At 61.1% G+C, this 14,343-nt stretch carries 12 protein-coding genes; 4 read left to right on the top strand and 8 right to left on the bottom strand.

The features are described 5' to 3' along the window. Positions 1–2: 2 nt before the first annotated feature. From CCX46_RS26895 to exaC, 6 genes are all read right to left on the bottom strand, one after another. The gene (locus CCX46_RS26895; protein WP_127929924.1) at positions 3–653 is read right to left on the bottom strand and encodes a DedA family protein; all 651 of its coding nucleotides are present in this window, start codon (positions 651–653) and stop codon (positions 3–5) included. 229 nt (positions 654–882) lie between these two features. Beyond that, positions 883–1,344 carry a GNAT family N-acetyltransferase gene (locus CCX46_RS26890; RefSeq protein ID WP_003228592.1) on the bottom strand — a complete coding sequence of 154 codons (462 nt, stop codon included), beginning with the start codon at positions 1,342–1,344 and terminating at the stop codon, positions 883–885. A gap of 115 nt (positions 1,345–1,459) precedes the next feature. Continuing rightward, positions 1,460–2,293, bottom strand: a complete 834-nt coding sequence (eutC, locus tag CCX46_RS26885; RefSeq protein WP_446730734.1) for an ethanolamine ammonia-lyase subunit EutC — start codon at positions 2,291–2,293, stop codon at positions 1,460–1,462. Then, a complete protein-coding gene (locus tag CCX46_RS26880; RefSeq protein WP_127929922.1) occupies positions 2,290–3,684 on the bottom strand; it encodes an ethanolamine ammonia-lyase subunit EutB in 1,395 nt (464 codons plus the stop codon). The genes eutC and CCX46_RS26880 overlap by 4 nt, the downstream gene beginning before the upstream one ends. A 52-nt stretch (positions 3,685–3,736) precedes the next feature. Continuing rightward, positions 3,737–5,188: an ethanolamine permease gene (eat, locus tag CCX46_RS26875; RefSeq protein ID WP_127929921.1), complete on the bottom strand. Its 1,452-nt coding sequence runs from the start codon at positions 5,186–5,188 to the stop codon at positions 3,737–3,739. A gap of 178 nt (positions 5,189–5,366) precedes the next feature. Beyond that, positions 5,367–6,887: an acetaldehyde dehydrogenase ExaC gene (exaC, locus tag CCX46_RS26870; RefSeq protein ID WP_016984137.1), complete on the bottom strand. Its 1,521-nt coding sequence runs from the start codon at positions 6,885–6,887 to the stop codon at positions 5,367–5,369. A gap of 301 nt (positions 6,888–7,188) precedes the next feature. Here exaC and CCX46_RS26865 point away from each other — a divergent pair, with 301 nt between their 5' ends. The 4 genes from CCX46_RS26865 (at position 7,189) to CCX46_RS26850 (ending at position 11,741) form a co-directional block, all read left to right on the top strand. Next, positions 7,189–9,102, top strand: coding sequence for a sigma-54-dependent Fis family transcriptional regulator (locus CCX46_RS26865; protein ID WP_127929920.1), 1,914 nt, complete (start codon positions 7,189–7,191; stop codon positions 9,100–9,102). Between the two features lie 368 nt (positions 9,103–9,470). Further along, complete coding sequence (gene mpl, locus CCX46_RS26860; protein WP_127929919.1) at positions 9,471–10,820, top strand: UDP-N-acetylmuramate:L-alanyl-gamma-D-glutamyl-meso-diaminopimelate ligase; 1,350 nt, start codon at positions 9,471–9,473, stop codon at positions 10,818–10,820. Next, positions 10,817–11,464 (top strand): flavin prenyltransferase UbiX, encoded by a 648-nt coding sequence (gene ubiX / locus CCX46_RS26855; protein WP_007909567.1) that lies wholly within the window; start codon positions 10,817–10,819, stop codon positions 11,462–11,464. Before mpl ends, ubiX begins: the two co-directional genes overlap by 4 nt. Then, complete coding sequence (locus CCX46_RS26850) at positions 11,457–11,741, top strand: YceK/YidQ family lipoprotein (protein WP_127929918.1); 285 nt, start codon at positions 11,457–11,459, stop codon at positions 11,739–11,741. Before ubiX ends, CCX46_RS26850 begins: the two co-directional genes overlap by 8 nt. A gap of 107 nt (positions 11,742–11,848) precedes the next feature. On the opposite strand, the gene CCX46_RS26845 is transcribed toward CCX46_RS26850, so the two are convergent. Together CCX46_RS26845 and CCX46_RS26840 are read right to left on the bottom strand one after the other, a co-directional pair. Beyond that, positions 11,849–12,490 (bottom strand): oxidoreductase, encoded by a 642-nt coding sequence (locus CCX46_RS26845; RefSeq protein ID WP_053124198.1) that lies wholly within the window; start codon positions 12,488–12,490, stop codon positions 11,849–11,851. Positions 12,491–12,517: 27 nt separating this feature from the next. After that, on the bottom strand, positions 12,518–14,245 hold the full coding sequence (locus CCX46_RS26840) for a C13 family peptidase (protein WP_127929917.1): 1,728 nt from the start codon (positions 14,243–14,245) through the stop codon (positions 12,518–12,520). Positions 14,246–14,343 lie beyond the last annotated feature (98 nt).

Raw genomic sequence — 14,343 nt, 5'->3', positions numbered from 1 at the left:
GCTTAGTGCGATTGGGCTTTGGTGCCGCCGAAACGGCTGCGAACCACACCAAGGATCATCGGCACCAGCGACAGCAGAATGATCGCCACCACCAGCAACGACAGGTTTTTCTTGATGAACGGTACGTTGCCGAAGAAGTAGCCCAATGTCACCAGGCCGCCGACCCAGAGGATGGTGCCCAGCACGCTGAAACCAAAGAAACGCGGATACGGCATCTTCGCCACACCGGCGACGAATGGCGCAAAGGTGCGGATGATCGGCAGGAAGCGCGCCAGGGTGACAGTCTTGCCACCATGCTTGTCATAGAAGTCGTGGGTTTTTTGCAGGTAATCGCGGCGGAAGATTTTCGAGTTCGGGTTGCTGAACAGTCGTTCCCCAGCCGTTCGTCCGATCACGTAGTTGGTGCTGTCGCCGAGTATGGCCGCGAGCATCAGCAGACCGCCCAACAGCACCGGATCCATCCCGCCACCGGCCGCAACGGCACCGGCAATGAATAGCAGCGAATCACCCGGCAGGAACGGCATCACCACCAGTCCGGTTTCACAGAAGATCACCAGAAACAGGATGGCGTAGATCCATGGCCCATAGTTGTTCACCAGCAAATCGAGGTACACATCGAGATGCAGGATAAGGTCGAGCGGGTTGAAATCCATGGGGGCACCTGTTTGACGGCCCGACTCGGCAGGCCTGTGCGGATGACTTCGTGTAAGCCTACAGCGGGGTGTAGTTTTTCTTACAAGCCGGAAAGCTCGGGATTATACGGTCTGAAGGATGAAAAGCGCGTTGGTTTTGTAGCGGGGGATGTCGGGATGTGAGGATTTGTCAGACAGATAATCATTGTGGCGAGGGAGCTTGCTCCCTCATCACAGGCAAACCGCGCAATCAGAGTTCGTCGCTGATCGGCAACACGTAGTTCTTGAACTCGGTGTCTTCCTTGAACCCGATGGATTCGTAGGTTTTCTGCGCCACTTCGTTGTTGCTGCTGGTGGAAACACGCATGCGCACGGCCTGGGTTTCCTTGGCCATTTTTTTTGCGGTGCGGATCAGGTTGTCGGCGACCAGTTGGCGACGTGCGTCTTCGGCAACATAGATATCGTTGAGGATCCATACGCGCTTGAGTGACAGCGAGGAGAAGCTTGGATAGAGCTGACAGAAGCCCATCAGTTTCTTGTCGTCATCATCGGCCAAGGCCAGGTAGATCACCGATTCCTTGCGGCGCAGGCGCTTTTCAAGGAAGGCGCGGGAGGAATCCGGGTAAGGCAGGGAACCGTAGAACTCGCGATATTTGACGAACAACGGAGTCAGTAAGTCCAGATGTTCGAGGGTCGCTTGAATAATCCGCATGATAGGTCTCGTCTTCAAGTGGCTGTCTTCAACTGCTCTGACGGCGATGGGAAACCCTGGCGGCCGTGCATCGATCCTGCCTGAAACCGGCGCAGAAACGCAATGCGGAAACGGTTCAGGTTGTGGGCGGATCGAGTAGGAAATTACCTTTCATGTCTACACCAGCGTCCGATTCCAGCGTCTGAACCTGCGCTTCGTCCTTCAGGTTGACCCCTGACAACTGCCGCCGACAGGCTTCGCGCATCAGATAGAGCAAGCGATGCGCCGCCATGCCGTAGCTCAAGCCTTCGAGCCGCACATTGGAGATGCAATTGCGATACGCATCGGTCAGTCCGACCTTTGGATTGTAGGTGAAATATAAACCGAGGCTGTCTGGTGAGCTCAGCCCAGGGCGCTCGCCAATCAGCATCACCAGCATTTTTGCGCCGAGCAATTGGCCGATTTCATCACCGACCGCGACGCGGCCCTGTTCCACCAGAATCACCGGTGCAACAGACCAGCCGTCGTCACTGATCTGCTCCTCCAGACGGTTGAGAAACGGCAGCGTATGCCGGTGCACCGCCAATGCCGACAGGCCATCGGCCACGACAATTGCCAGATCGACACCGCCGGGATGCGCCGCCGCGTACTCGCGCAAGGCCTGCGCCGATTCATCGCTGAGCTTGCGGCCCAGATCCGGACGTTGCAGATAGCTGTTTCGATCTACGGCGGCACTGTGCAGCAGCAGGCTTTCACGGCCGCGCTCGGTCAGTTGCGCGCTGAGCCCGGCGTGATCGAACGGTAAATGCACGGCATCCCGCGCTTGCGCGTGGGCAAACTGGAAATCCAGTTGTGCGTTGGTCGGCAAACTGGTGCCGGTGCGGCCGAGGGCGATCCGCGCAGGCGTCAGACGGCGCAGTTCCAGCCACGGGTTTTGCGGGTCGATGGGCGGTTTTTCCATGTGACTCATCCCAGTTGCGCTAATGCCTGGCGGAAGGCCGGCGGCAAGTTGTTACCGAAGCGAACCTTGCCGTCCGCTTGGGTGAAGATGCCCATGTTCGCCAGCCATTGCTCGAACTCCGGCGCCGGTTTCAGGCCCAGGGTCTGGCGCGCGTAAAGCGCGTCATGGAACGAAGTGGTCTGGTAATTGAGCATGATGTCGTCGGAGCCGGGGATGCCCATGATGAAGTTGATCCCGGCCACACCCAGCAAGGTCAGCAGGGTGTCCATGTCGTCCTGATCGGCTTCGGCGTGGTTGGTGTAGCAGATGTCACAACCCATGGGTACGCCGAGCAACTTGCCGCAGAAATGGTCTTCGAGGCCGGCGCGGATGATCTGTTTGCCGTTGTAGAGGTATTCCGGGCCGATAAATCCTACGACCGTGTTCACCAAAAACGGCTTGAAATGTCGCGCCACGGCGTAGGCCCGGGTTTCGCAGGTCTGTTGGTCGACGCCGTGGTGGGCGTTGGCCGACAGTGCGCTGCCCTGACCGGTTTCGAAATACATCAGGTTCTGCCCGAGGGGGCCGCGATTCAGACTCAGACCGGCGTCATAGCCTTCCTGCAAGACATTCAGGTTGATGCCGAAACTGGCGTTGGCCGCTTCGGTGCCGGCAATCGACTGGAATACCAGGTCCAGCGGCACGCCACGGTTGATCGCCTCGATGGAGGTGGTGACGTGGGTCAGCACGCAGGCCTGGGTCGGGATGTCGTAGCGCTGGATGATCGCGTCGAGCATCTCCAGCATCGCGCAGATCGAGGCGATGCTGTCGGTGGCCGGGTTGATGCCGATCATCGCATCGCCATTACCGTAGAGCAGGCCGTCGAGGATGCTCGCGGCAATGCCGGACGGTTCGTCGGTCGGGTGATTGGGTTGCAGGCGCGTCGACAAACGTCCGCGCAGGCCAAGGGTGCCGCGAAACTTCGTCACGACACGGATCTTTTGCGCCACCAGCACCAGATCCTGCACGCGCATGATCTTCGATACGGCGGCGACCATTTCCGGCGTCAGGCCGGGGGCGAGGTTGCGCAGGCTGGTTTCGTCGGCGGCATCACTGAGCAGCCAGTCGCGGAAGCCGCCCACGGTGAGGTGGCTGACCACGGCGAAGGCCTGTTTGTCGTGGGTGTCGATGATCAGCCGGGTGACTTCATCGGACTCGTAAGGAATCAGCGCTTCCTGCAGGAAATGCGTGAGCGGAATGTCGGCCAGCGCCATTTGCGCGGCCACCCGCTCGCCGTCGTTGAGGGCGGCGACGCCGGCGAGAAAGTCCCCGGAGCGTGCCGGGCTGGCTTTGGCCATGACGTCCTTGAGGCTGTCGAAGCGATAGGTCTGGGCGCCGACCGTGTGAGCGAAACTGGCCATACACAATTCTCCGTGACGGCGCAGACCGAGCCTGCGCCGGGATTGTCGGCACTCAGTGCAAGGCTTGCTCAGCCTTCTGGATCGCCGCGAACTCTTCTTCCGGCGTGCCTGCTACCAAGTGATGTCGACTGTAGAACGCAAAGTAAGCAATTAACACTCCATAGATGACGGCGGCACCGATGACCACCCGTGGATCAACCAAAAAGCCTGCGACCACGGCGATGCACGCCAGCACCAAGGCCACGCCGGAGGTGAAGATGCCGCCCGGTGTGCGGTACGGCCGGTCCATTTTGGGGCGACGAATCCGCAAGGTGATGTGCGCGGCCATCATCAGCACGTAGGAGATGGTTGCGCCGAATACCGCCACCAGAATCAGCAGATCGCCCTGGCCGGTCAGCGACAGGCCGAAACCGATGATGCCGGGAATCACCAGCGCCAGGACCGGTGCCTTGCTTTTATTGGTTTCGGACAGTTTGCGTGGCAGGTAGCCGGCCCGGGACAGCGCGAAAATCTGCCGCGAGTACGCGTAGATGATCGAGAAGAAACTCGCGATCAGTCCGGCCAGCCCGACGAGGTTGACGAAACTGCCCATCCAGGTCGAGCCGCCGTAGGCTTTGCTCAAGGCTTCGACCAACGGGTTACCGGAGGTCAGCAGCGAGTTGGCGCCCGCACCGCCGGGGCCGACGATCAGAATCAGCAGGGCAAACATGAGCAGCACCAACATGGCGCCGATCAAGCCGCGCGGCAGGTCACGTTTGGGGTTCTTGGTTTCCTCGGCGGCCAGCGGCACGCCTTCAACAGCAAGGAAGAACCAGATCGCATAGGGTATCGCCGCCCAGACGCCGACATAGCCAAATGGCAGAAACGGACTGGCGCCCGCTGCGGCGGTGACCGGAATGTCGAGCAGGTTGGCGACGTCGAAGTGCGGCACCATGGCCACCAGAAACACCCCCAGCGCCAGCGCGGCGATGGCGGTGATGACAAACATCAGCTTGAGCGCTTCGCCGACCCCGAAAATGTGGATGGCAATGAAAATGATGTAGAAGGCCAGATAGATCATCCAGCCGCCGATGCCGAACAGCGATTCGCAGTAGGCACCGATAAACACCGCGATAGCCGCAGGGGCAATGGCGTATTCGATGAGGATCGCGGTGCCGGTGAGAAACCCGCCCCACGGCCCGAATGCACTGCGGGCAAAACCGTAGCCACCGCCAGCGGTGGGGATCATCGAAGACAATTCGGCCAGAGAAAAGCACATGCACAGGTACATAGTGGCCATCAGCAGCGTCGCCAGGAACATGCCGCCCCAGCCACCCTGAGCGAGACCGAAGTTCCAGCCGGCATAGTCACCGGAAATCACGTAGGCAACGCCCAGACCCACCAGCAGTACCCAGCCGGCGGCACCTTTTTTCAGTTCGCGTTGTTGAAAGTAATCCGATCCGACTTTTTCAAAGTCGACGGAGGCGCCGGTCGCCGGAGCGCCAGCCGGGGATTCGCTAGGCATAGGGTTTACCTTTCTTATTGTTGTATTGGCCCGGCTTTTTTGCCGGTGGGTAGCATGATCGTCCCCACGCTCTGCGTGGGAATGCCTCAACGGACGCTCTGCGTTCGGCTTTGGCGGGACGCGGAGCGTCCCGGGCGGCATTCCCACGCAGAGCGTGGGAACGATCAGTGCTGCAGGTTTAGAAAAAGCCCAACGGATTGATGTCGTAGCTCACCAGCAGGTTTTTCGTCTGCTGATAGTGATCGAGCATCATCTTGTGGGTTTCACGGCCCACGCCAGACTTCTTGTACCCGCCAAACGCGGCATGCGCCGGGTACAGGTGGTAGCAGTTGGTCCACACGCGACCGGCCTTGATCGCGCGGCCCATGCGGTAGGCGCGGTTGATGTCGCGGGTCCACAGGCCGGCGCCGAGGCCGAACTCGGTGTCGTTGGCGATGGCCAGGGCTTCGGCTTCGTCCTTGAACGTGGTGATGCTCACCACCGGGCCGAAGATCTCTTCCTGGAACACGCGCATCTTGTTGGTGCCTTTGAGCAGGGTCGGCTGGATGTAATAACCGGTCGACAGATTGCCCTCGAGTTTTTCCACTTTGCCGCCGGTCAGCAGCTCGGCGCCTTCGCCCTTGGCAATTTCCAGGTACGAAAGAATCTTGTCGAATTGCTGCTCGGACGCCTGCGCGCCGACCATGGTGTCGGTGTCCAGCGGATCGCCGCGCTTGATCTGCAGGACTTTCTTCATCACGACGGCCATGAACTCGTCGTAGATCGATTCCTGCACCAGTGCACGGGATGGGCAGGTGCAGACTTCGCCCTGGTTGAAGAACGCCAGCACCAGACCTTCAGCGGCCTTCTCAATGAAGGTCGGCTCGGCCTGCATGATGTCTTCGAAGAAGATATTCGGCGATTTGCCGCCCAGTTCCACAGTGGACGGAATGATGTTTTCGGCGGCGCATTTCATGATGTGCGAGCCGACCGGGGTCGAGCCGGTGAAAGCGATTTTGGCGATGCGTTTGCTGGTCGCCAGCGCTTCGCCGGCTTCCTTGCCATAGCCCTGAACAATGTTCAGCACGCCCGGTGGCAGCAGGTCGCCGATCAGTTCCAGCAACACGGTAATGCCCAGCGGGGTTTGCTCGGCAGGCTTGAGCACCACGCAGTTACCGGCAGCCAGCGCCGGTGCGAGTTTCCACGCGGCCATCAGGATCGGGAAGTTCCACGGGATGATCTGGCCGACCACGCCCAGCGGTTCGTGAATGTGATAGGCCACGGTGTTGCCGTCGATTTCGGCAGCGCTGCCTTCCTGGGCGCGCAGGCAGCCAGCGAAGTAGCGGAAATGGTCGGCGGCCAGCGGGATGTCGGCGTTGAGGGTTTCGCGGATGGCCTTGCCGTTGTCCCAGGTTTCGGTGATCGCCAGCAGTTCGAGGTTCTGTTCGATGCGGTCGGCGATTTTCAGCAGGATCAGCGAGCGCGCCTGCACGGACGTCGCGCCCCACGCGTCGGCAGCAGCGTGGGCGGCGTCCAGTGCCTTGTCGATGTCTTCGGCAGTGGAGCGGGGGAATTCGGCAATCGGCTGGCCATTCACTGGCGAGGTGTTGGTGAAGTACTGACCTTTGACAGGCGCGACGAACTCGCCGCCGATGTAGTTACCGTATTTGGCTTTGAACGAGACTTTGGCGCCTTCAGTACCGGGGTGAGCGTAACGCATGATGATGTTCTCCTTGGCTTTGTACTTATTAGAGAAACGCGCAAGTGCGCTTGCTATAAGCGTAGAGCAAAGGTCGGGCCACTGCCGTGCAGGGCAGGTAAATCAAGGGCTTGGCAAGTTTTTGTCGGACGAGTGGATTTTGCCTGTGACGGTTTTGGTACAGGTGGGATGACAGTTTGTACCGCTTTCGGTACAGCCCGTGACCGGACAGTCTTGCCAGCATTGCAATGCGTCGGTGGCTGGGGGATGCTGGGCGTCACCTCAGCATTCGGCCGTCGAGCCTCGGGGAGAACAATAAGAAATGCACGACAACCATTTGAGCCGCCATGCGCAGCAGGTTCTCACCGCTACTCAGGGTAAACCGCACCTGCACGGGCCCGGTGCCGATCCGTCGATTGCCCGTTCGTGGCTGCGTTGTCTGGAGGACTATCACCTCGACCCCGCGCTGAGCATGGCGCCGACCGTGCTCGAACACGGCCGGGTACTGGAAAGCCGCGAACGTCTGCAACAGGTGTTGCAGATCGCCGGCAATGAAATGAGCAGCCTGCATCAACAACTCTCCGGCGCCGGCCACGCGGTATTGCTGACCGACGCGCGCGGGGTGATCCTCAACTGCGTCACCGCGCCGGCCGAACGCAAGATCTTCGAACGCGCCGGTCTCTGGCTGGGTGCCGACTGGAGCGAAGCCTGCGAAGGCACCAACGGCATCGGCACCTGCCTGGTCGAGCGCCAGGCGCTGACGATTCATCAGGACGAACACTTTCGCGGTCGCCACACAGGGCTGACCTGCTCGGCAAGCCCGGTGTTCGACCCGCACGGCGAACTGCTCGCGGTGCTCGACGTGTCTTCGGCGCGCCACGATGTCTCGCGGCAAAGCCAGTTCCACACCATGGCGCTGGTCAACCTCTCGGCGAAGATGATCGAGAGTTGTTACTTCCTGCGCTGTTTTGATAATCAATGGTTGCTGCGCTTTCATCTGCAGGCCGAATCGGTCGGGTTGTTCAGCGAGGGCTTGCTGGCGTTTGACGGCGAAGGGCGGATCAGTGCGGTCAACCAGAGTGCGCTGAATTTGCTCGGGCATATTCGCGGCGGCTTGCTCGGTAAACCGGTCGAGGCGTTCTTCGATTGTTCGCTGGATGAGTTGCTTGGCCGCGCGAGCGCCAATGCCAGCGCCAGTTGGCCGCTGCGTACCCGTGACGGGCGACATCTGTTTGCTGTGTTGCGCGGTGAGTCGCGCAAAGCTGTACCGATGGTATCGACGCCGGTAGTAGCTGAAGCGCCGCGCTTGTCGGGCATCTGTCTCGGTGACGAGGCGCTGCAGGCCGATTTCCGCAAAGCCCTGCGCGTCTTCGAACGTGATGTGCCACTGCTGATCAATGGCGAAACCGGCTCGGGCAAAGAGGCTTTTGCCAAGGCTGTGCATCACGCCAGCCAGCGCTCAAACAAAGCCTTCGTCGCCCTTAACTGCGCGGCCATCCCGGAAAGCCTGATCGAGAGCGAACTGTTCGGCTATCGCGGCGGCAGTTTCACCGGCGCACGCAAGGACGGCATGCGCGGCAAGTTGCAGCAGGCTGATGGCGGCACGCTGTTTCTCGATGAAATCGGCGACATGCCGCTGGCGCTGCAAACGCGTTTGTTGCGTGTGCTGGAGGATCGGCAAGTGGTGCCGATTGGCGGCGAGCCGGAGTCGGTCAACGTGCGGATTATCAGTGCGACGCACCGCAATCTGCTGGAGCGAGTCGCCGATGGAAGCTTCCGCGAGGATTTGTACTACCGGCTCAATGGGTTGGAAGTAGCGTTGCCGGCGTTGCGTGAGCGTAGCGATAAATCGCAGTTGCTGGATTTCCTGCTGGCCGAGGAGGCGGGCGGTGAAACGATCCTGATCGACGAGCCGGCGCGTCAGGCGTTGCTGGCGTTCAACTGGCCGGGCAATGTGCGGCAGTTGCGCAATGTGCTGCGCACGCTGGCGGCGTTGTGTGATGAAGGGCGGATCGGGGTTGAGGATTTGCCGGTGATGATTCGGCAGGGGCGGGTACCGATCTTGCAGCCTGATTTATCTGAACATCCACTGGAAGACGCCGAGCGGTTGGCCTTGCTCGGAGCTCTTGAACAAACGCGGTGGCACATGACGCAAACGGCTGAACAGCTTGGGGTTAGCCGTAATACGCTTTATAGAAAGCTGCGTAAGCATGGGATTGAGCGGCGAGTCAGTTAGAAGGCCCTCACCCTAGCCCTCTCCCAGAGGGAGAGGGGACTGACCGCGGTGTTCTGCCAATTTACGCCGACCTGAAATATCGAGCCGAGCTCAGGATTTGAAAGCGACCGAGATCGGCTCCCTCTGCCGCCGGAGAGGGGACTGACCGAGTTGCTCTACTGATCTACGCCGACCTGAGTTATCGAGCCGAACTCAGGATTTGAAAACGACGCAGATCGGCTCCCTCTCCCTCTGGGAGAGGGCTGGGGTGAGGGCGGCAGTCTGCAGTCGAGTCGAGATGTTACGGCCCACCCACCCCGCCCCTCACCTAAAGAGTGCGATTTCCCCCTCCCTACGCTAACCTGCGGCCATGTTTTACGAGGTCGACTATGCACATTCATATTCTGGGTATCTGCGGGACTTTCATGGGCTCGATGGCGGTGTTGGCCAAAGAGCTGGGCCATCACGTGACCGGTTCCGACGCCAACGTCTATCCGCCGATGAGCACGCAGCTTGAAGCCCAAGGCATTCAGCTGACGCAGGGCTATGACCCGGCGCAGCTCGATCCGGCACCGGATCTGGTGGTGATCGGCAACGCCATGTCCCGCGGCAACCCGGCGGTGGAATATGTGCTGAACAAAGGCCTGCCATACGTCTCCGGCCCGCAGTGGCTGGCTGACCACGTGCTGCAAGGTCGCTGGGTGCTGGCGGTGGCCGGCACGCACGGTAAAACCACTACCAGCAGCATGCTCGCCTGGGTACTGGAACATGCCGGCATGAGCCCGGGCTTCCTGATCGGCGGCGTGCCGCAGAATTTCTCGGTGTCGGCACGCTTGGGCGGTACGCCGTTCTTCGTGATCGAGGCTGACGAATACGACAGCGCATTCTTCGACAAGCGCTCGAAATTCGTGCACTACCGTCCGCGCACCGCGATCCTCAATAACCTTGAGTTCGATCACGCAGACATCTTCCCGGATTTGCCGGCGATCGAGCGGCAATTCCATCACTTGGTGCGCACCATCCCGAGTGAAGGCCTGGTCATTCATCCAACCACCGAGCCGGCCTTGCAGCGGGTGATCGACATGGGCTGCTGGACTCCGGTGCAAACCACCGGCGCCGGCGGTCAGTGGCAGGTCAAACTGTTGAGCGAAGACGGCTCGGCGTTCGAGGTGATGTTCGAAGGCGTGTCGCAAGGCACCGTCGAGTGGGAGCTGACCGGTCAGCACAACGTCGCCAACGCCTTGGCCGCGCTGGCCGCTGCACGTCATGTCGGCGTGGTGCCGTCGATGGGCATCGCCGGGTTGAGTGCGTTCAAGAACGTCAAACGCCGCATGGAGAAAGTCGCCGAAGTCCGCGGCATTACCATTTACGACGACTTCGCCCACCACCCGACTGCCATCGCCACCACCCTCGACGGCCTGCGCAAGCGCATCGGCGACGCACCGCTGATCGCGATCATCGAACCGCGCTCCAACTCGATGAAGCTCGGCGCCCACCGTGACGGCTTGCCGGACAGTGTGATCGATGCCGATCAGGTGATCTGGTACGCCCCGGCCAACCTCGGCTGGGATCTGGCCGGCACTGCCGCGTTGTGCACCGTGCCGTCGATTGTCAGCGACTCGCTGGAAGGCATTATCGAACGCGTGAAGAGCCAGGCTCAGCCCGGCACGCACGTGGTGATCATGAGCAACGGCGGCTTCGGCGGCCTGCACGGCAAACTCGCCGAGGCGCTGCAATGAACACGCGTTTTGAGAGCAATGGGCCCGAACGCATCACGCTGGCCATGACCGGTGCGTCCGGCGCCCAGTACGGTTTGCGCCTGCTCGATTGTCTGGTGCGGGAAGATCGCGAAGTGCACTTCCTGATCTCCAAGGCTGCGCAATTGGTCATGGCCACCGAGACGGATGTCACGCTGCCACCGAAGCCGCAGATGATGCAGGCCTTCCTGACCGAATACACCGGGGCTGCCGCCGGGCAGATCCGCGTGTACGGCAAGGAAGACTGGATGTCGCCGGTAGCTTCGGGCTCCGGCGCACCGGCGGCGATGGTCGTGGTGCCATGTTCCACCGGGACGTTGTCGGCGATTGCCACCGGCGCCTGCAACAACCTGATCGAGCGCGCCGCCGACGTCACTTTGAAGGAGCGTCGCCAATTGATTCTGGTGCCGCGCGAAGCGCCATATTCGAGTATTCATCTGGAGCACATGCTCAAGTTGTCGAACATGGGCGTGACGATTCTGCCGGCCTCGCCGGGGTTCTATCACCAGCCGCAGACTATCGACGACCTGATCGATTTCGTGGTGGCGCGGATTCTCAATCTGCTCGGCATTCCCCAGGACATGCTGCCGCGTTGGGGTGAGCATCACCTGAGCAGCGATGAATAAGCTGCTGGCGATCGGGCTGGTGTTGTTGCTGACCGGGTGCGCGACGGCGCGCACGCTGGATGCGGCGAAACCGGGGGCGCCCGTGGTGTATTCCGGGACGCGGCTGGACTTGTACGCGATGAATGGCGGCTGTTGCGCGATGGATCGGTTCGGGGCTGAGGCGCCGAGCTATCCGGGGGTGGATCTGCCGGCGAGTGCCTTGCTCGATACGCTGCTGTTGCCGCTGTCATTGCTCACGGTGATTGGCGTGAGTTTTCAGGCGACTGGCGGATTGTAGGGGAGCGCTGCGCACTCCATTCGCGAGCAGGCTCGCTCCCACAGGGGGACGCGGTGCCAATGTGGGAGCGAGCCTGCTCGCGAAAGCTTTCTTCCGGGCGCTATAGATTATTTGCCGAGCTTGCGTAAATCATCCGACTCGATCACCCGCACGCCATCCTGCTCTTCCAGCGCCAACCGCCACATCGCCCGCGCCAATTGGCAGGCCTCGATACCACGGTATTTACCCGGAATCAGCTTCGACAACGGCCCGGCCAATTGCTCGGCCAGACGCGGTTCAGTCCGCTCACCCAACAACAGCGATGGCCGGCAAATGGTCAGTTGCGGCCAGTCCTGCGCGCGCAGTGCCTGCTCCATTTCGCCTTTGACCCGATTGTAGAAGACCGACGATTTCGGATCGGCGCCGATCGCACTGATGACGATCAGATGCCGCGCGCCCATCTCCCGCGCGCGTTTGGCGAACGCCACCACCATGTCCAGATCCACCGCGCGAAATGCTGCTTCCGAGCCGGCCTGCTTGATCGTGGTGCCGAGACAGCAATAGGCGATATCGACGCGGCCACTGAGCTGCGGCAGAAACGCCTGCGGATCACCCACCGGGTTTTCCAGATGTGGATGTTCCGCCAATGGCCGACGCGAAGGGGCGAGCACGCGAGAAATCGTTGGCTCGTTGAGCAAACGGTCGAGTAGATGTTCACCGGTCAAACCGGTGGCTCCGGCAAGCAATACGTGCTGAGGCGTCAAGTACATAGTGTCTCTCCCTTGATACTGTTCAGCTTAGTTGCTCTTTGTCGCTCCGTCGTTCAACGCAGCACTTTGCAATGCTTTTCTGGCTTGCTGTTTGCGCAGCAGTTGCCAGTGCGACAGCACGGTTTTCGGCGCCCAGATCTGCGGCTCCGACGCTTCGAAATTGTCCGCCAGTTCCCGTTCGGCGACGGTGGCTTTGGCCAGTTTGAAGGCCTGTTCCAGATCATCGGTCTGGTTCAGCGCCTGGGCGAACAGGGCGTCGCCGAAATAGGTGAAGTTGGCTTCTTCCGAGCAGCCGAACGACACCCGATCGGCGCGCGAGGCGGTCATGATCAGCGTGCGTTCGTCTTTCAGGGCCGGGATGAAACCGCCGGAGTAGCACGAAGAAATCACGATGATCTTGTCGCGATTCTTCAGCGGCGCGAGTACGGCAGCGAGTTCGTCGGCGGGCAGGTCGGCCAGTTCCATGCGCGGTTGGTCGAGCACCAGTTCGTGTTCGGCAGTGCCGTGGCTGGTCAGGTAGATAAACAGCAGATCTTCCGGACCGCTGCGCTCGGCCAGTGTTTGTGCGGCGCGGCGCAGGTTCTCGCGGGTGGCCATCGGCCGGTCGCCGAGGTGGTCGCGGTGGTTGACCAGACGGATCTGGCCATAAGCACCGAAGCGCGTGCTGAGCATGTTGGCGACGTAGTCGGATTCGCGCAGGAATACGCTTTGCTTGCCGTCGCCGCCGAGGGTCAGGGTGTACAACTCGACCGCCGGGGTCGACGCGGGGATGGCGGCCAATGCGTCGTCGAGCAAGCGGCCCTGAGCGAGCAAGCCGAGTTCGAGGGTGTCGGGCAACAACTTGCCATCGGCGTCGCGCACGCGCTGGCCGTTGATCCAGGTGCCGCTCATCACGCTGCCATCGGTCAGCACCAGGGTGCCGCGTCCGGCGTAGCTGTCGTTATCGAAACCGCCGATGTAGAAGCTGCCATCGGACAGGTTCAAGCGGCCCTGACCGCTGAAGCGCCAGTCACTGAATGCGCCGATGTAGTGGCTGCCGTCGGCACCGATCAGTTCACCCTTACCGGTTAGCGCGCCTTCCTTGAACTGACCGAGCCAGACATCGCCGTCAGCGTTTTCGTAGCGGCCCTTGCCGTGCAATTGATTGTTCTTGAAGCCGCCGACGTAGATATCGCCGTCAGCGCTGTTGAAGGTGCCGTTGCCTTCCAGCTGCCCGTTAACGAAATGCCCGCTGAACGTGTTGCCGCTGGCATCGCCACGCTGGCCTTCACCGTTGGGTTTGCCGTGGGCGAACTGGCCTTGATAGGAGCTGCCGTCGTCCATTTCCAGACGGCCGAGCCCGGAGTACTGGTCAGCCTTGAATTCGCCCCGATAGGTCATGGCGTTTTCTTTCAGCGTGCCTTCGCCTTCGCGCCGGCCCTGCTTGAAGCCGCCGGTGTAACTGCTGGCGTTGGTGGTCAGGCTGCCCTGACCGTCGAACAGGCCTTGCTGGAACTGGCCGCGATAGATCTCGCCATTGCTGCCGTGCCATTCGCCCTGACCATGCCACTGACCTTTGTCGAACTGGCCGGCATACCAACTGCCGTTGGGGTAGTCGACACGGCCCTGACCTTGCAGCAAGCCATCGACCAGTTCACCGCGATAGCGTCCGCCGTCCGGCAGGCGCGCATCCGGGGGCAGCAGCGATTCGCCGTCGCCGCACGCGGTGAGCATCAGGGTCAAGGCAAGGGGTGCAAGACGAGCAAGTGAGCGCATAGCGGGATCCGGGCAATTAGGCGACCGAGTATGCCGCAGCTATGCGTGGCATATATAGAGACGTGACGCGAAACAGCGTGCGCTGCTTCGCATCCGGA

The sequence above is a fragment of the Pseudomonas sp. RU47 genome, assembly GCF_004011755.1.
GTDB lineage: Bacteria > Pseudomonadota > Gammaproteobacteria > Pseudomonadales > Pseudomonadaceae > Aquipseudomonas.
The sequence above is the reverse complement of the archived record's forward strand: the minus strand, read 5'-3'. Positions and strand labels throughout refer to the sequence as shown.